Annotated in this window: 17 protein-coding genes; 9 read left to right on the forward strand and 8 right to left on the reverse strand. The window is 39.8% G+C overall.

The genetic code is table 11. The annotated features are described in order from the left end of the window. Positions 1–414: 414 nt before the first annotated feature. The 4 genes from TY15_RS11015 to TY15_RS23170 form a co-directional block, all read right to left on the reverse strand. Positions 415–1,389 (reverse strand): cation diffusion facilitator family transporter, encoded by a 975-nt coding sequence (locus TY15_RS11015; protein ID WP_040204081.1) that lies wholly within the window; start codon positions 1,387–1,389, stop codon positions 415–417. A gap of 66 nt (positions 1,390–1,455) precedes the next feature. After that, positions 1,456–1,689, reverse strand: coding sequence for a hypothetical protein (locus TY15_RS11020; protein WP_040204082.1), 234 nt, complete (start codon positions 1,687–1,689; stop codon positions 1,456–1,458). A gap of 118 nt (positions 1,690–1,807) precedes the next feature. Continuing rightward, on the reverse strand, positions 1,808–2,815 hold the full coding sequence (locus TY15_RS11025) for an AI-2E family transporter (protein WP_392391402.1): 1,008 nt from the start codon (positions 2,813–2,815) through the stop codon (positions 1,808–1,810). Between the two features lie 91 nt (positions 2,816–2,906). After that, the gene (locus TY15_RS23170) at positions 2,907–3,917 is read right to left on the reverse strand and encodes a polysaccharide deacetylase family protein (RefSeq protein ID WP_052353751.1); all 1,011 of its coding nucleotides are present in this window, start codon (positions 3,915–3,917) and stop codon (positions 2,907–2,909) included. Positions 3,918–4,139: 222 nt separating this feature from the next. Here TY15_RS23170 and argR point away from each other — a divergent pair, with 222 nt between their 5' ends. From argR to arcC, 7 genes are all read left to right on the forward strand, one after another. Further along, a complete protein-coding gene (argR, locus tag TY15_RS11035) occupies positions 4,140–4,592 on the forward strand; it encodes an arginine repressor (protein ID WP_040204083.1) in 453 nt (150 codons plus the stop codon). Positions 4,593–4,630: 38 nt separating this feature from the next. Continuing rightward, positions 4,631–5,329, forward strand: a complete 699-nt coding sequence (locus TY15_RS11040) for a Crp/Fnr family transcriptional regulator (protein WP_244440914.1) — start codon at positions 4,631–4,633, stop codon at positions 5,327–5,329. Between the two features lie 311 nt (positions 5,330–5,640). Then, positions 5,641–6,930, forward strand: a complete 1,290-nt coding sequence (gene arcA, locus TY15_RS11045; protein WP_042374434.1) for an arginine deiminase — start codon at positions 5,641–5,643, stop codon at positions 6,928–6,930. A 49-nt stretch (positions 6,931–6,979) separates the two neighbouring features. After that, complete coding sequence (gene argF / locus TY15_RS11050; protein WP_040204084.1) at positions 6,980–7,990, forward strand: ornithine carbamoyltransferase; 1,011 nt, start codon at positions 6,980–6,982, stop codon at positions 7,988–7,990. Positions 7,991–8,059: 69 nt separating this feature from the next. Beyond that, positions 8,060–9,415, forward strand: coding sequence for a M20 family metallopeptidase (locus TY15_RS11055; RefSeq protein ID WP_042374436.1), 1,356 nt, complete (start codon positions 8,060–8,062; stop codon positions 9,413–9,415). Positions 9,416–9,447: 32 nt separating this feature from the next. Continuing rightward, entirely contained in the window at positions 9,448–10,938 is a 1,491-nt protein-coding gene (locus TY15_RS11060; protein WP_040204086.1) for a YfcC family protein, read from the forward strand. A gap of 71 nt (positions 10,939–11,009) precedes the next feature. Next, complete coding sequence (arcC, locus tag TY15_RS11065; protein ID WP_040204087.1) at positions 11,010–11,972, forward strand: carbamate kinase; 963 nt, start codon at positions 11,010–11,012, stop codon at positions 11,970–11,972. A 198-nt stretch (positions 11,973–12,170) separates the two neighbouring features. Here the strand turns inward: arcC and TY15_RS11070 are convergent, their stop codons facing one another. After that, the gene (locus tag TY15_RS11070; protein WP_040204088.1) at positions 12,171–13,046 is read right to left on the reverse strand and encodes a LysR family transcriptional regulator; all 876 of its coding nucleotides are present in this window, start codon (positions 13,044–13,046) and stop codon (positions 12,171–12,173) included. Positions 13,047–13,226: 180 nt separating this feature from the next. Between TY15_RS11070 and TY15_RS11075 the strand changes: the two genes are divergently transcribed. Beyond that, the gene (locus TY15_RS11075; RefSeq protein ID WP_040204090.1) at positions 13,227–13,856 is read left to right on the forward strand and encodes a chromate transporter; all 630 of its coding nucleotides are present in this window, start codon (positions 13,227–13,229) and stop codon (positions 13,854–13,856) included. A gap of 19 nt (positions 13,857–13,875) precedes the next feature. Next, positions 13,876–14,418 carry a chromate transporter gene (locus TY15_RS11080; RefSeq protein ID WP_040204092.1) on the forward strand — a complete coding sequence of 181 codons (543 nt, stop codon included), beginning with the start codon at positions 13,876–13,878 and terminating at the stop codon, positions 14,416–14,418. 72 nt (positions 14,419–14,490) lie between these two features. On the opposite strand, the gene TY15_RS11085 is transcribed toward TY15_RS11080, so the two are convergent. The 3 genes from TY15_RS11085 to TY15_RS11095 all read right to left on the reverse strand — a co-directional run bounded on the left by TY15_RS11085 (position 14,491) and on the right by TY15_RS11095 (position 17,928). Next, a complete protein-coding gene (locus TY15_RS11085; protein ID WP_040204093.1) occupies positions 14,491–15,471 on the reverse strand; it encodes a formylglycine-generating enzyme family protein in 981 nt (326 codons plus the stop codon). A 135-nt stretch (positions 15,472–15,606) separates the two neighbouring features. Next, a complete protein-coding gene (locus TY15_RS11090; protein WP_040204094.1) occupies positions 15,607–16,809 on the reverse strand; it encodes an ROK family transcriptional regulator in 1,203 nt (400 codons plus the stop codon). Between the two features lie 78 nt (positions 16,810–16,887). Then, entirely contained in the window at positions 16,888–17,928 is a 1,041-nt protein-coding gene (locus TY15_RS11095; protein WP_052353753.1) for an ABC transporter substrate-binding protein, read from the reverse strand. Positions 17,929–17,930: the final 2 nt, after the last annotated feature.

The raw sequence follows: 17,930 nt of genomic DNA on the forward strand, positions 1-17,930 counted from the left end.
AAATAAAATTCCCCCATTTTCACGTTTTTCAAGTCAATATAGGCGGAATTTTTCCGTCTGTTTAGGCTATTTTTGATGATAATTCCTAAATAGGCGGAGTTTTTCCGTCTATTTATCAGATTGGGTGCTTAATCGGATCTCAAAACCGATAAGAGCGAGGCCAGGTACCGCGACTTCATGCTTCTCTTCTTTAACCTTCTCGACGGACCCGCTTGTGACCTCGAGCCGATGGCTTCTTGAGCTGGACAATTCCCAAAGTCAAAATTTATACATTCTTATCTTTTAAAGAAAACTCGCCGACTGGCGAGCCCCTAAGGGCGAAGACAGAGGCGTAGTTGCACTTATGCCTGATTGGAAAGTTATACTTTCCTATCGGCCAATGAAAGAAGGTTCGAGAAATTCGCGAACCTTCTTTTACTCTTTGTTTTCTTCGCCAGGTTTTTGCCACGTCATGACGCCATCTTCTTCATCAAACTCAATCGTCACATCAACGACCCCTTTTTCCGCCATGATTTTTTCTTCTAAACGGTCTTTAATATCATCGGCGGCAGCTACTGTTAATCTAGGATCCACTTCAATTTCCAATTCAACATGGAGATCCTCGCCCTCTTTAATGACGGTAATTCCTTGAATGTCTTTTACATCGGGATCCTCCATCACCATTACGCCAATTCTATTTTCCATTTCTTCATCCGCTTGGCCAATAACACCCGCAGCATTGTCCAAGAACACCTTCCCCACCACAAAAAACATCATGGCACCAATTAGTACGGAGGCAATTCCTTCTAATGCATGGTAATCGGTGAAATGAGCAATAACGACAGCAAGAATGGCTAACAATCCACCCATTGTTGCAACGAGATCCTCCATAAACACAAGCTTCGTTGCTGGTTTTGCTCTTCCTAAATTGGCAAAGCTTTTCGTAAACACACTCATCCCCGTTGCTTTTATGTCAAGATCATGAAGTATCTCTTTCATCGCCTTAAACAACACAAAGGTTTCAAGGATGGTTGCTACCGCTAAAACAAGGATATTAATCAAAAAACCGCCCGATTTAGTCGGATGCAGAATATGATGATACCCCTCCTTTATCGTTTCAAAGGCCATAATGCCAACAATCAATACGGCACCTAAAAGAACAAGGTTTACAAGGCGGCCGAACCCATTTGGGTATTTTTCAGTTGGCGTCTTTTTACTTAAGGCTGATCCTACAAATACAAAGAACTGATTGGCAGCATCTCCAAGGCTATGCATCGTTTCCGCAAACATCGCCACATTACCTGTAAACATAAAGGCAACGCCCTTTATGATGGCAATAATCGTGTTAATTATAGCGGCGAGCATTGCCGACCTATTGCCCCGTTTTAATAATTGAAGTATATCTCCCATCGTATCCTCTTTCCTAACAAGACTTTTTTATACTATTTCCTAACACCTCATTTTTCATTGATGCACTTATACATTTTTTAATACCAATAGTAAACGATTATTTCGTGCAGATTGTTCTTCTGCTGATGCTAAATCATATTTTTTCAACAAATGGAATACCTCATTTAATAGCTCCTGCGCATGGTCTCTTGCAAAAAAAGGACTAAATAGCGACTTTATCTCCGCTGGTAAAAAAGACTCCTGGGACTCATATTTCCTTTTTAGATCCGCTTTCGTATGATTTACCCTGCATTCACTCATCTAAACTTCCTCCTGTTTATGTAATACATTTAGAATAGCAGAAATGAGCAAAAAATAAAAAAGCCCACTGAGGGGCTTTTTAGAATTTCCGTTCCAAGCACAAGAAACATATTCCTTTTTAAACCTTATGACTATCTGTTACTTCTAATACATCTAATAGGAAGACGAATACCGGAATCCCAATAATTAGACCCCACACTCCAAAAAAGTGTTCTGAGAAAATCAAAACAATGAATGTATAGAAGACAGGAAGATTTGTTTTTGAACTCATTAAATTTGGATTTAGTATATAGGCCTCTATGCCGTGAATAATGGCAACGGCAATTCCAACATAAAGAACTTTTATCATGCCACCGATACTATAGGCAATAATCACAAGCGGAATTAAAGAAATAATAACACCTGCAACTGGAATTAATCCCAATACGAAAATCATAATGGACAATCCGCCTAATTGTGGGAAATCCAGCAGCCATAAGAAAATAGTTGTCAGCGCACAGTTCACAACAGCAATAATTAATTGTGCTTCGATTACCTTCCCAAATGTCCCAACAAATTTTTTTGCAAAAAATTCAACTTCGACATAAATGGATGAGATTTTACTTGTTCTAAATTTTTTCGTAAATTCAATTAAGCGTGGTTTTTCCAATAAACAGAACAGACTCAATAATAGGGCTAATAAAACTTGCAGTGTGATTTTACTAATATCAGTAAAATACTTGATTAAGAAAGTGAAGCCTTGTTCCAAATAGCTAGAAATTTTAATTTCTTCAATTCGTCTCACCACATAGTTTAAAACCATGTTATCGTGTTTAGACGTATAAAAGGTGGTTAACTGCTTAATCAATGCGGTGATTTCCTCCACAATCATTGGCAGGTACATCACTAACCCATAGGAAAACAAACCAACAATACACGCATAGGACACGATTACAAGAAACTTACGGTTAAGCGGGATCTTACTTTCTAGAAATTGAACCAACCGATTCATTAAAAATGTAAAAATAAACGTGAGTAAAATTAAATTAATCATCGATTTCATTGCGTATAAAATAAGCGCAATGAATACAAAAATTGATATTCTTTTAAATCCGCTGCTTTTAAAAAGTTTATTTATCATAGGCAATTATCGAACCCCATTATTTTTACTATTTCACGCATGGAAAAAATGTCACTACGTGTTAATTATATCAAATTATTCCGATAGATGCTTCATTTTAATTTTTAAATTGAACAGGGGTCATTGTGTTATCTATTGCTTTTCCTTTAAAGCCTTGGCTTGTTAAAAAATCAAGTAGCTGGGGCAGGTGGGCCACGGTTTCCTTCCTTTCATGCAAAAGAATAACAAGTGGTCCTCGATGGTTTGTCAATTTATTTAATTGTTCAATTACACTGTTGACGTATCTGCCATCTTTATAGTCCCAATCCCTGCTGTCGACATTCCAGTCCCACATCAAATAGCCGTTTTCATTCACTACCTTTCTATCCTCTTCGGTCATATATGGCACGCTGCCGTACGGAGTTCTCATTATATAAGAATCAATCCCGGATATTTCTTTTAAGGTGTTACGGTTTTGCGTTAATTCCGCCATGACAGAAGTAGCCGAAGCATAAAAAAGCTTTTGATCGTGTGATACACTATGAAGGCCCACTGTCTCTCCCGATTGAACCATCAATTTTACCGCATCTGGATATTTCCTAATATTCCCGTCTATCATAAAAAATGTAGCTTTAAAATGATAGTTTTCCAATAGTGCGATAATTTCACTGGAAAAAGGGGATGGTCCATCATCAAAAGTTAGAAAGATCGACTTCTCGGAGCTAGTGTTTCCAATTGGTGGATTATTTGGCACAGCTTGAACTTGATCAGATTTCTTTGTTGGCGTTTGAGGTGCTGTATCGTGTGTGGAAATTTTGGTCGCGTTAATTGGCGTAGTAGAAGTTTCTAGCACACTATTTTTCTCACGGTCTTGCATATTTCTCCAAAACATCACTTCCTTAGACTGTTTAAAAATCCGTTCTTTTTCGAGCTTTAAATCGTTCGTGTCTTTGACAATTGGACCTTTTGCATATGCACTTTTTAAAGATTCATTTTTTTGATGATTAATAGGTTGATTTGAAGCCTTTGCCTGAAAATAGTTACTCACAAATATACCTGCAAACAAGAACCCAATAGCAATAATGACAACGACTGCCCCTCTTGACCATCCGCATTTTAGATTCCCCACTGTTCATACCCTCTTTGGTGTTATTTCCTACTCCATTATAGACGAAACTACCCTCCAAATGTTTCAATTCTATTAAAAATATTACAATTATATTAAAATAATAAGAATCTTAGTAAATTTACCAGCCTGTAAGTGTAATAAGTTCACCATTTGTACATACCAATTATTTGTCATTGGCAATATGATATAAGTGATGAAACCTATAGAAAGTGAGTAAAACGAATGAATAAAGAGATGAGATTGCAAACGATTACAAAACTTATCTCTGAACATGAGATAAAGACCCAAGAAGAACTGGGACTATGGCTGCATAATAGTGGATTACAAGTAACACAGGCAACGATTTCTAGAGATATCCGCGAATTGAAACTGATTAAGGTCCCCTCAAAAGAAGGCAGTTTAAAGTATAGCTTTAAAGTAAACCAAGACCATTTTATTTCCGAAAAGCTCCGCCATAAGTTGAAGGATGCTCTTATTAACATGGAGGTTATAAACTATTTTGTCATCATTAAAACACTTCCAGGGCATGCCCATTCATTTGGTGCATTGTTAGATTCAATGGAACTCGATGGAAAGGCGGGAACAATCTGTGGAAATGACACATGCTTAATTATTTGCCGCTCACCGGAGGAATCAGAAAGAATTAAACAGCAAATTGAAGGATTACAAGAATAAAATCATACTAATTTTTCACACGGAAAGGAGAGTCGCTTGTGCTCAACTCACATGTGATAAAAATGGATGTCCAAGCTGATTTACAGCAATTTGATGTTTTTACCCGTCTTACCTCAAAGAGCTTACAAAAATTTCTTCCACACTTTTATTATCGATGCTACAAAAAAAATCAATGTCTCTTCATGCAAGGAGACCCGAGGGATAAAATCTTTTTTTTACTCGATGGTTTTGTCATGTATGAACGTGCCAGTCAAGACGGAGATATGCTTTATTTAGATTTCATCAAAAAAAATCAAATGTTTCCTTATGGTGGAATCTTTCAGGATAAGGCTTACCAAGATACAGCGATTGCTGTTACCGATGTCCATTTATACTTCATTCAAACTCATATTCTGGAGGAATTTTTTAGGACAAATCCAAAGCAATTAATCTATATCATTCATAAACTCTCGGATATTTTAAATCTTCACCAAAAACGGGTGCAACGGATACTCATTCCTAATGCTCAGGAACGCGTGCTGCATTCAATTCAATTTTTAATGGAAGACCTCGGGGTAAAAGATGATGGACAAATTATTATCCCATGTCCACTTACTGCTAGCCATATTTCTAAATTATCTGGAACCACACGGGAAACCGTTAGCTTATTCATGAACCAATTAAAAAGGGAAAACGTCATTTCGGTTTCGGCAAAAAAAATAAGGATCCTGCAACCAGATTATTTTAAAGAAATATAGATCAGCCATACATAAAATATAAAAATGCTGACTCGTTTATCATCGAGTCAGCATTTTTTCATGGTTGAATTATCTTAATTTTAGAACTTTATCTGTGAACATATTATGACATTCAGCGTTTATTCAGGCTTTTCCGTTTGAAATATCCCATTTGCTCCCATCTATACATATTTATTCATTTCCATTTATGCGATAGTCAAAAAAATGTTAAGATTATTACATTTTGCTTGTAAGGGTGATTACAAAAGAAAGGGTTTACATCACGTAGAATGAAGTTGTAGCAAGGAACTTAGAAAAAAGGAGGAAAAAAGATGAACAGTATAGCAGAACTCACTTCTCATCGGGAAACGGACACCAAATTAAAACACCCCATCCATGTTACATCGGAAATTGGGACCTTACGAACTGTTTTATTAAAACGCCCTGGTAAAGAAGTTGAAAATCTAACGCCTGAATATCTACAACGACTTTTATTCGACGATATTCCTTATTTACCGATTATCCAAAGAGAACATGATTATTTTGCCGAGACATTAAAAAATAGAGGCATAGAGGTCCTATACCTCGAAAAATTGGTGGTTGAAACATTAAGTAATACAGACAAAAAAATACAATTTATCGATGATATTTTACGAGAAAGCAAGGCTAATGTCAACGGAGCTGCCAAGGTATTAAAAGAGTACCTACTCTCCTTTTCTACGCCCGAAATGGTTGACAAAGTCATGAGTGGGATTCTGAAAAGAGAGATAGAGCCAGAGAAAAAGTCCCACCTCTACGAATTCATGGAAGACCATTATCCATTCTACTTAGATCCAATGCCAAACCTTTATTTCACCAGAGACCCCGCAGCAAGTATTGGAAATGGCTTATCGATTAATAGAATGCGCGAACCGGCGCGCCGGCGCGAATCACTATTCATGCAATATATCATGAACTTTCATCCCCGCTTTTCAGGTCATGATGTCCCTGTCTGGTTAGATCGCGACTTTGGTTTCTCAATTGAAGGCGGCGATGAACTCATACTTAGTGAGGAAGTAGTTGCGATTGGGGTCTCAGCCCGCACCTCTGCACGTGCAATTGAAAAACTGGCACTAAATTTATTTAAGAGACAATCATCCATTAAAAAAGTCGTGGCCGTGGAAATTCCTAAATGCCGTGCCTTCATGCATTTAGATACCGTCTTTACAATGGTGGATTACGATAAATTTACGATTCACCCTGAAATTCAAGGGCCACAAGGCAATATGAATGTCTACATCCTCGAAAAAGGGATCGACGATGAGCATGTTACTATCACCCACCGTACGAATTTACAGGAAACGTTAAAAGAGGTCTTACATCTAGAAGAGTTAGTCTTAATTCCATGCGGTGGCGGAGATGAAATTGCTGCTTCCCGCGAGCAATGGAATGATGGCTCCAATACATTAGCGATTGCCCCTGGAGTGGTCGTTACCTATGATCGAAACTACATTTCTAATGATTTACTGCGACAACACGGAATTGAAGTCATTGAAATCTTAAGCTCGGAATTATCCCGCGGTCGTGGCGGCCCACGCTGCATGAGCATGCCAATCGTCCGTGAAGATTTAAAAAACATGTAACCTCATCACAAACAACAACACAACAACCATATTAAAGGGAGAGATCAGGATGTTACAAACAGTACCTAATTTTTATGGAAAAAGCTTTCTGTGCGAAAAAGATTTTTCAAAAGAAGAATTTGTTTATTTAATCGATTTAGCCATGAAACTAAAGGATGAGAAGAAACAAGGGATTCCGCACCGCTATTTAGAAGGCAAAAATATTGCACTATTATTTGAAAAACCTTCAACTCGTACCCGCTGTGCCTTCACTGTCGCATGTGTCGATTTAGGGGCACATCCTGAATATTTAGGAAAAGATGACATTCAGCTTGGCAAAAAGGAATCGATTGAAGACACTGCTAAAGTATTGGGCAGGATGTTTGACGGAATCGAGTTCCGCGGTTTCGAACATAAAAAGGTAGAAATGTTAGCCGAACATTCTGGGGTACCCGTTTGGAATGGCTTAACCGATCTCTGGCATCCAACCCAAACACTTGCCGACTTCTTAACTGTAAAAGAAAACTTTGGCCGCTTAGAAGGAATTAAATTCGTTTATGTTGGCGATGGTAGAAATAATGTAGCCAACAGTTTGCTAGTTGGCGGTGCCCTAGTTGGAATGGATGTACGCATTGTTGCGCCTGAAACCTTGTTCCCTGCACCTGAAGTGGTAGAAATGGCAAAGAATTTGGCAGAAAAATCTGGCGGCCGAGTAACAGTAACTGCCGACGTTGAAGAAGGTGTGGCTGGCGCAGATGTTATCTATACAGATGTTTGGGTCTCCATGGGCGAAGAAGATAAATTTGCCGAAAGAATTGCACTTCTCTCTCCATATCAAGTCACGATGGACTTGGTCAATCAGACAGGAAACAAAAATATGATTTTCCTACACTGCCTGCCTGCCTTCCATGATCAAGAAACCACCTATGGTAAAGATATTTTTGCCAATCACGGGCTTGCTGAAATGGAAGTAACCGATGAAGTATTCCGCAGCGAGCATTCAATGGTCTTTGATCAGGCTGAAAATAGAATGCATACCATTAAAGCTGTCATGGCAGCTACTCTTGGCCATATTGAATAAATAAATAATCTGGAGGAGATAAGGGCATACCCCCTATCTCCTATCTGTAAAAAGGAATGGAGGATCCGCATGAACAACATCTCTGATGCTTTGCAAGCAAGCTTGAGAAAAATAGAACCTGCTTTTCACCAAGCACTTCAGCAATTAGTTGAAATCCCCAGTGTTATTCATGAAAACGAAGCTGATTTTCCATTTGGGAGACAGATAGATCTTGCCCTTAAAAAGACTCTTACTATTTGTGAGCAACTCGGCTTTCGCACCTACTATGATCCAAAAGGCTACTACGGTTACGCGGAAATCGGTGAAGGGAATGAAATGATCGGTGTCCTTGGCCATCTAGATGTTGTACCGGCAGGAAGCAGCGAAGAATGGAGCACCCCACCCTTTCAAGCAATAATCAAAGAAGGAAAAATGTTTGGAAGAGGAACACAGGATGACAAGGGACCCACGCTGGCAGCCCTATTTGCTGTTAAAGCTCTCATGAATCTTGACCTCTCTTTTCAAAAAAGAATTCGGTTTATTTTTGGCACCGATGAGGAAACACTCTGGCGTTGCATGAACCGTTACTGTGAGCTTGAAGAAATCCCAAGTATGGGCATTGCGCCTGACTCGGTCTTCCCACTTGTTTATGCCGAAAAAGGACTGCTACAGCTGCTATTAGAAGGAAGAAACGAAACGAGCCTACGAATAACAGCAGGTAATTCCTTTAATGCGGTGCCTGACACCGCCACGTACACAGGGGAAAAACGAACAGAATTAACAGAAGCCTTAACAAGTTTAGGCTTTGTCTATGAAACAACAGACACGGGCGTTACCGTTGTCGGAAAAGCCGTTCATGCACAGGTAACGGAAAAAGGAATCAATGCGATAAACCGCTTGTTAATTGGCTTAAAGCGAATGGGTGTCAGCTCGAAAACAATTGACTTCATTCATGATTTGATCCAAGAAGACCCGTTTGCTGTCACTATCTTTGGTGAGTGTGAAGATGAGCCATCTGGAAAACTGAAATTCAATGTGGGAAAAATCGAGCTAAATGAGGATGTTGAACGATTATCGATTGATATCAGGATACCCGTGACCATCGATAAACAAGAGATTGTGGATGCAATTACACAAAAAGCTGGAGATTATGACTTAACCTATAAAGAATTTGACTATTTACATTCAATCTATGTACCGAAGGACCACTTCTTAATCAAAACCTTAATGAATGTCTACCAAGAAGTAACAGGTGACTTCACTTCGGAACCGATTTCTTCTGGTGGTGCCACCTATGCAAGAGCGATGGATAATTTTGTCGCATTTGGGGCTATTTTTCCACATCAGACGAAAACAGAGCATCAACCAAATGAACATATCGATTTAGAGGAAATGTTTACGGCCATGTTGATTTATGCGAAAGCGATCTATCTTTTATCCCAGTAACCGCAATTATCACATTTTACGGGGGAATTCCTATGAAAAAATTAAAGATGCCGTCTGCTTATACGTTATTATTCTTAATTATTGTTGTGATTGCCGCCCTAACCTGGGTTATCCCGGGCGGGCATTATGATACAAAGGTCGATAAAGCCACGCAGCAAGAGATTCCAGTTGCGGGAACCTATGAACAATTGTCTACCGCCAAACAAACCCCACAAGGCTTATGGGAAGTATTAAATGCACCGATCAACGGATTCTTTGACGCGAAAGATATTGCCTTGTTCGTCTTAGTGATCGGTGGTTTCCTTGGCGTTGTCATGAAAACAGGTGCCATTGATGCCGGAATCACCCGGGTCATACGAAAATTAAAAGGGCGAGAGCAATGGTTAATCCCGATCTTAATGGTTCTCTTTGCGATTGGTGGTTCAACTTACGGAATGGCAGAAGAAACAATTGCCTTCTACCCAATCCTGATCCCAGTCTTAATTGCTGCCGGATATGACGCATTAACAGCTGTTTCGATTATTGCTCTTGGCGCTGGAATTGGCTGCTTAGGATCTACTGTTAACCCGTTCGCCACTGGGATTGCCTCTGGTTTTGCCGGAGTCTCCATTGGAGATGGTATGGGACTGCGCCTCATCATTCTTATTGTGACATTAATAGTGACGATTTATTTTGTCATGCGCTATGCAAAAAAGGTGAAGGACGATCCATCTAAATCACTAATCTCCAATATGAAGGCAGATAATGAAAAGCACTTTTTATCCCAAAATGCCGAAGAAGTGGAATTTACTGGCCGTCATAAAGCTGTTCTATCGGTATTTGGTTTAACCTTTGTCGTGATGATTTTGGGTGTAATCCCTTGGGCCTATAAATTTAATATTACGATTTTTGAAGATATGACAAACGCCGTCGCGAAAGTTCCATTCATTGGTAAATTACTTGGAGCGATGATGCCGCTTGGTGACTGGTGGTTCGGCGAATTAACGATGCTTTTCTTAACCTCTTCTATTATTATTGCATTTATTTACAAAATGGGAGAATCAGAGTTTACTAGTACCTTTGTAGACGGTGCACGTGACTTATTAGGAGTTGCCTTAATCATCGGGATCTCCCGCGGTATCACCGTGGTAATGGATGCTGGTGGAATGACCGCAACGGTGCTTCACTGGGGTGAAGGAATGTTAGAAAATATGGGATCTGTTCTCTTCACGAACATCTCATTCCTATTCTATATCCCATTATCCTTCCTAGTCCCATCCACCTCTGGACTAGCGACACTTTCGATGCCAATTATGGCACCGTTGGCTGATTTTGCTGGAGTTGGCCGTGATTTAGTCATCACCGCTTATCAAAGTGCTTCCGGGGTTGTGAATTTAGTTACACCAACAAGCGCCGTCATTATGGGGGCACTTGCAATCGCCCGCATTCCTTACAGCACTTACTTAAAACATGTTTGGAAATTGGTCGTAGGATTATCTGTTATCGTCATGGTGATTATGAGTATTGCCACCATGATGAGTTAACGATCACCCAGATAAAGTCAAATTAATTCGTTTGAAAAAAAAAATAATACACAATAAAGAGGCGATACTTAATGAAAAGACAAAAGGTCGTCATTGCCCTTGGTGGTAATGCCATTCAATCTGGAGATGCTACAGCAGAAGCCCAGCAGCATGCACTTGAAAAAACAGCCCGTCAGCTTGTCGATTTTATTGAAAAAGGGATCGATATTATCATTTCACACGGGAATGGACCGCAGGTCGGGAATATTTTACTGCAGCAAGCAGCTGCCGACTCCGTTAAGAATCCAGCCATGCCGCTCGATACATGCGGAGCGATGAGTCAAGGCATGATTGGCTACTGGATGCAAAATGCCATGGATAAGGTATTAAAAGAACGAGGGCTCCATAAAAATGTGGTCACTGTGGTAACCCGGGTCGTTGTCGATCAAAATGACCCTGCATTCTTAAACCCAACAAAACCGATTGGTCCATTTTACAGTGAAGAAGACGCAAAAAAAATGATGGCTGACACGGAGACTTTCTTTAAAGAGGATGCTGGTCGTGGCTGGCGCCGTGTGGTCCCTTCACCAAAACCGATAAGCATACGGGAACATGAAGTGATTCAATCATTAATGGAACAAGGAAGTATTGTCATCTCTGTCGGTGGAGGCGGAATTCCCGTAATTGAAACGGAGAATGGCTACATTGGAATTGAGGCTGTTATTGATAAGGATTTTGCCTCCCAGAAACTAGCTGAACTTGTCGATGCCGATGCATTATTGATCCTTACTGCTGTCGACAATGTGTACATTGATTACAATAAGCCAACACAAAAGAAATTAGCAGATGTCAGTATTGAAGAGCTGCAGTCATATATCGCTAGTGGGCATTTTGCCGCAGGCAGTATGCTTCCGAAAGTTGAAGCGGCCATTACTTTCGCCCAAACAAACCCAGAACACAAAACCATTATTACTTCCTTAGATCAAGCCCTACATGCTATCGAAGGAAAAGCAGGAACGAATGTCAGTTTACATGGGGCCGGGGTTCTTGCATAAATAGAAAAAAACCTCTTTGTATCTAGGTTCAAAGAGGTTTTTTTCTATTAAAATATCCTTTTGATGATAAACAAATTCCTTGCAAATTAATCATCCCTACCGGCAGTATGTTCATGGCCAATGCTCAGGTCAGATTAAGACGAAAATGCCAATTAATAAAATAAGAGATACGTCCATACCGCCATATCCCTCTCAAGGTTACCCCTTCAAAAAATCTAAAAAATGAGTAACACCATTTTTGCTGAATCGTTTGCTTTTTTTCACCAGCCATAAATCTCTCTTTATGGTTCCTTCGGAAATATGTACTTCCTTTAAAGTCCCTTGCTCTAATTCTCTTGCTACAGTCAATCGCGGCAGGATACTAATCCCAAGTCCAGCTTCTACGGCACTTTTGATCGCTTGTGTACTCCCTAATTCCATATAACTTTCAATTTTTTCTAAGATGGCGTGATTTCTTAACATATTTTCGACAATCAATCTTGTCCCTGAACTGGATTCACGCCAAATCATTCTTTCATTCGCCAGCTCTTCGATTTGGATTTGTTCACTCCATACGTGATCAGGGGAACAAACGAGTATGAGCTCGTCGTCTGCAAATTTTTCGATGATAAAGTTTTCGTTTTCAAAAATCCCTTCAACCAAGCCCAAGTCGATGACATCATTGGATAAATCTTCGATAACACCTGGCGTATTTTTAATTGTTAAAGACACCTTTATATCATGTTGTTGCTTTTTAAAGCTTCCCAGCAAGCTCGGCAATAAATACTCTCCAATGGTAAACGATGCACCAACGTGGAGGGTAGAATTATACTCTCCTGTTGCCTGTTTGATGACTTCCTTGGAACGATTGAAATCATGTATGATGGTTTTGGCAAAAGGATATAACATTATTCCCGTTTCCGTGACCTTCATCTTTCCATCCTTTCGATCAAATAATAAGGTGCCATAAAAACTCTCCAGTTGATGAATCTGCCTTGTTACAGCTGGCTGAGAGACATAGCTTAATCTTGCCGCCTGACTGATAGTTCCTTCATCGACGACCAAACAAAACATTTTCAAACTCTCTATGTTCAATAGGAAAACCCCCACACTCCTAAATTCAGGCCATTCTATTTGATATAACAAATTGTTATACCCTATCCGTTTATTGCAATTTACCCTACAGACTTCTTTTGCTAATGTATTAGATATGATGATTCATATGAAAGTTTTCCCCATATGAATACATGACAAAAAAAGAGAGAGGGGAATTTAATGGAGAAACAATGGAAATTGCTGTTCCAACTATTTTGGTGTTTTTTCAAAATTAGTCCTGTCACATTTGGTGGGGGTTTTGCCATGATCCCCTTAATTGAAAAAGAAATTGTCGAAAAAAGAAAGTGGTTAACAAGTGAAGATGTGACAGATGTATTTGCCTTATCCCAAACCGTTCCGGGAGGAGTTGCAGTTAATTCGGCGACATTTATCGGAACTCGGATTGGCGGCCAAAAAGGGGCAATGGCAGCCTTGATTGGTGTGTCGCTGCCAACCTTTTTAATCGTTCTTACACTGGGAATATCATACTTTTTCATTCATGATAACCTAAAGCTAGACGCAGCTTTTAAATCGATCAGGATCTCCATTGTAGCCATGATCGTGTATGCAGCTTTTAAAACCATAAAGACAGCGATTGTCGATAAGACCACATGCTGCATCATGCTTGTGGGTATCCCGGCATTATTCTTCATTCATCCGATAGCGGCCATCTTTGCTGGAGCATCGATAGGTATTTTAACCGTCTGGATTAAACGAAAAAAGGGCTGCAAAGTGGAATTGGAACATCGTCAAGACAAAGAATCCGATCCCACCCAACATCCAGATTATTTTATGGGGGCAGGAATATAAAAAGAATGGAGTGATTTTTATGGTACTATGGCAGCTGTTTAAGACATTCTTAGTAATGGGCTTTGTCTCCTTTGGAGGGGGATATGCCATGATTCCCCTCATCGAAACTGAGGTTACAAAATATGGATGGATGACAGCAGAGAAATTAACTAATGTGATCGCCATTGCAGGCATGTCACCCGGTCCAATCGCCACCAATAGCGCGATTCTTATAGGTTATTCAACGGCTGGGATCATGGGCGCAATCGTATCTGCCATTGGCATGCTGCTGCCATCCATGATATTGGTGGCCATTGTTTCCGCTTTTTTCATAAAGCTGCACCACAACCCTATTGTCCAATCGATATTTTACGGAATAAAGCCATTGGTGGCCAGTTTAATCATCTATGCTTCCATAAAGTTTTCATTTTCCAATAACTTAATTTCGACTGAGCTCTCATTTCTAACAATCAGCTCATTCCTTATATTTGGATTATCCTTACTTGCCATCATGAAACTGAAGTGGCACCCACTTTACGTCATTTTACTTTCTGGATTAGTCGGTGTTGCCCTTTATTCCTAATACAATGGGATTAGAAAGAAATTCGCTAACCCCAGTATCGATAGAATATTCAATTCGATTTTTACATGACACCTACCTTCCCAACCCATTTGCTGGTTTAGAAACATCCCCAACACACCTAAATCCAATATTCCCCGTTGAACTATCAGGAGTATTTGAGCTCCTCGCAGCAACCCGATACCGGTTACAATAAGATTTATGACATAAATAGGAACCTCCACGCATCGACCGATTTACCCCAGTCTCTGGTCCTTTAGGATTTTCGCAGGATCTCATCGCGTGATAGTCTTTGCTGAACCAATCCCCACACCATTCCCATACATTACCAGATACATTATACAATCCATATCCGTTGGGATAAAAAGCATCAACAGGGCACGTTCCTACATACCCATCTCTTGCCGTATTTTTATGAGGGAAAACCCCCTGCCAGATATTACACTGGTGCTTGCCATTAACGATTAACTCGTCTCCCCATGGATATTTCTTTTGTTCCAATCCACCGCGCGCAGCATATTCCCACTCAGCCTCGGTCGGTAGCCGCTTCCCGCTCCATTCACAATAGGCTTGTGCATCATTCCAAGAAATATGGACTACCGGATGATTTAACCTGTTTTTTATGGTTGAACCCGGCCCCTCTGGCTGTCTCCAAAAAGCACCATTTACTGGCACCCACCAAGGAACCTGCGCTGCCCATCTTGGATTTTCCTTTAAAACCTCATCGGCTAACAAGAGTTGAAAAACAAATGACCAGCCAAACTGTTCAGCCTCGGTAATATATTTAGTTTCTTCAACAAATTCCTTAAAACTTTCATTTGTGACAGTGTATTGGTCAATATAAAAAGAATTGACTTTTACCATCCCTACAGGTCCCTCTCCATCATGTGGAAAACCTTCCGAATCATTGGTACCCATTAGGAATTCTCCGCCTTCAATTAAAACCATATTTTTTTCAGAAAATGATTTGCCCCTTGAAACTTTGCTTATAGTGGACGTCTGATCCTGAATTGTCCCTCTAGATACATGACAACAGTTACTCATACTATTCCTCATCCCATATATTGTTTTCTACTAACCTACAAAATTCTGCCTTTAGAATACAATCAAGGCCTGTGCTATCCAATGCGTACCCAAATCCAATTAAGCCAACATTGATTTTTCACATATACTCCCGCTCACCTTCTCGCCTTAATTTTCGTAAACTTTACTATTGTCCATACAATAAGTGAATGCTTCAATTATGACCAGTGCGGCGGCACCAAGTACAACTCCATCAGTAAAGTCTGATACGATTATGGGGGTGCTTTTTCCGCCATATCCGATAACATGTGATTGGACCACTTTACGTAAAGAATCTATAAAAAGATCTCCCAGCTCGACCAAACGTCCACCGACAATAATCATCTCCGGATCGAAAAAGCTGATCACATTGGCAACCCCTACTCCTAGAAATTTCCCTGCTTCTTCCACTACATTTTGCGTTATCGAAGAACCTATTTGTAAAAAATGAACAATATCATCAAACGTTAAATTCTCTCCGCTATTTTTCAGCCCTTTCATAACTAATTGTTTTTGTACATTCATTACGACTTTTGTAGTAGAAACAAAGGTTTCAAGGCAGCCAAAGTTACCGCAATGACATTGCTCGCCAAACATGTCGACGGTTGAATGCCCAATAAAGCCAGATTCCCCAGTACCTCCACGATACAGTTCACCATTGATAATAATGCCACTGCCAATTCCGGCATCTGCCATAATATAAACAAAATTATTACACCGAACTCCTCTGCCAAACCACCTTTCTGCCAATGCAGCGACATTTGCATTGACATCTAATATTACGGGTAAGGAAAAGGCATTTTGCAATATCCTTCGTAACGGGACATTCCTGACATCATAAAAATTTGGAATCGTAATAAATCCTTCACTGGATTCATTGATTGGACCTGGTATCCCCACTCCTATGCCTAGCAGTTTACTTGGTTCAATTTCTTCTTCAACCAGGATCTTCTCAATATGATCTTTAATATAATCAATAATGTCTATGATACTTTCTTGATTACTTGTTTCTTTCGTTTGATAGGAAATCATGTTACCGCATAAATCGGTAATCGCCATTTTTACAGCCGAACGACCAATGGCAACCCCAATGGAGTAGAAACAGGTACTATTGATACTTAGGAGGACCGGACGTCTTCCCCCCGATGAATTCCCCAAGCCATTTTCGATCACTAATTGTTCCTGAATTAACTTTTCTGTCATTCTTGTCACGGTCGGTTGGGGAATGCCTAATCGTCTCGACAGCTCTACCCTGGAAATAGGCCCCTGTTCTCTAATACAATTGATCAACGTATTCATTTGATAGTCTTTTAAAAAGTCGATTATTTTCATCAGTATACACCTATTAGTTCGCCTTTAAATAAGAAGAGGAGGAATTCAACCTCTCTCCCCCTTTTTTTCAAAAATATATTATTTCTTTAATGCCTCATAAAATGGTTCAGGGCTGATGAATTTTTCTCCGTCAACTACTTTGTCCATCTTGCCATTTTGGACAAAGAGTTTTTGGAGATTTTCGAACCAAGTGATAGCCGTTCCGTCTTCGAACTTTTCTTTAATTTCGTCAGAACTTAAAAATTCTGTTGTATTAACCTGCGAAGCCAAAGTAGTTTCATCGATACCAGTGAACTCAGCTGTTAATTTTACAGCCTCCTCGATATTTTCTTTCCGATAATCGTTTGCTTTTGTCCATGCTTCTAAGAATTTTTCTACTCCATCTTTATGTTCCTTCAAGTATTTCGGGCTTGCTACCCAGCTTTGTGGGAACACATATTCTGGGAAAAAGTCGGTATTATCCGCTAGCTTGACAAAGTTTTCTTTGCCAACTTGCTTTTCTATTTCAGCTGTAAATGGTGACCAAATCGCTACTGCATCTACTTGATTGGCAATAAATGCGGAAACCGCACCGGCCACTTCCATATTGACAATATTTACTTTACTTGGATCCACTTTGGCTGCTTCTAGAGCTAAGTTCAACACCATTTCACCAGAAGTACCTTTTGGTACACCTACCGTTTTTCCTACTAAATCCTTTACATCTTTGATACCCGATTTCTTAGAAGCTAGTAACATATCACCAGTATTTAAACTGTCAATGGCAATGATATTTCCTTGACCTTGCGCAGCTAAGAAGGTTGCACCTGGTCCAATATAGGCAATGTCAATGTCACCGGCAACCATTGCCTGAAATTCTGGAGGACCGCTGTTAAATTTAACAAGGTTTACTTTAATGCCAGCATCTTCAAAATACCCCTTTTTCTCGGCAATCACGAGTGGTGTCGCACCATGTACATCGGGCATATACGCAATATTAATCGTTGGAATTTCTTTCTTTTCATCCGACTTCTTTTCTCCTGAAGAATTACTTTCACTAGATGTTGATGAAGAACAAGCACTGATTAGTAGAATCATGGCTAAAAGAAACATTAAGTATAATGATTTGTTTTTTCTCATCC

It is taken from the genome of Neobacillus jeddahensis (assembly GCF_000612625.1).
In the GTDB taxonomy this organism is placed as follows: Bacteria; Bacillota; Bacilli; order Bacillales; family Cytobacillaceae; genus Neobacillus; species Neobacillus jeddahensis.

Coding starts and splice junctions, on each gene's coding strand:
- TY15_RS11015 (WP_040204081.1), bottom strand. CDS start 1,389: ATGGGAGATATACTTCAATTATTAAAACGGGGCAATAGGTCGGCAATG.
- TY15_RS11020 (WP_040204082.1), bottom strand. CDS start 1,689: ATGAGTGAATGCAGGGTAAATCATACGAAAGCGGATCTAAAAAGGAAA.
- argR (WP_040204083.1), top strand. CDS start 4,140: ATGAATAAAGAGATGAGATTGCAAACGATTACAAAACTTATCTCTGAA.
- arcA (WP_042374434.1), top strand. CDS start 5,641: ATGAACAGTATAGCAGAACTCACTTCTCATCGGGAAACGGACACCAAA.
- argF (WP_040204084.1), top strand. CDS start 6,980: ATGTTACAAACAGTACCTAATTTTTATGGAAAAAGCTTTCTGTGCGAA.
- TY15_RS11055 (WP_042374436.1), top strand. CDS start 8,060: ATGAACAACATCTCTGATGCTTTGCAAGCAAGCTTGAGAAAAATAGAA.
- TY15_RS11060 (WP_040204086.1), top strand. CDS start 9,448: ATGAAAAAATTAAAGATGCCGTCTGCTTATACGTTATTATTCTTAATT.
- arcC (WP_040204087.1), top strand. CDS start 11,010: ATGAAAAGACAAAAGGTCGTCATTGCCCTTGGTGGTAATGCCATTCAA.
- TY15_RS11075 (WP_040204090.1), top strand. CDS start 13,227: ATGGAGAAACAATGGAAATTGCTGTTCCAACTATTTTGGTGTTTTTTC.
- TY15_RS11080 (WP_040204092.1), top strand. CDS start 13,876: ATGGTACTATGGCAGCTGTTTAAGACATTCTTAGTAATGGGCTTTGTC.
- TY15_RS11085 (WP_040204093.1), bottom strand. CDS start 15,471: ATGAGGAATAGTATGAGTAACTGTTGTCATGTATCTAGAGGGACAATT.
- TY15_RS11090 (WP_040204094.1), bottom strand. CDS start 16,809: ATGAAAATAATCGACTTTTTAAAAGACTATCAAATGAATACGTTGATC.
- TY15_RS11095 (WP_052353753.1), bottom strand. CDS start 17,928: ATGAGAAAAAACAAATCATTATACTTAATGTTTCTTTTAGCCATGATT.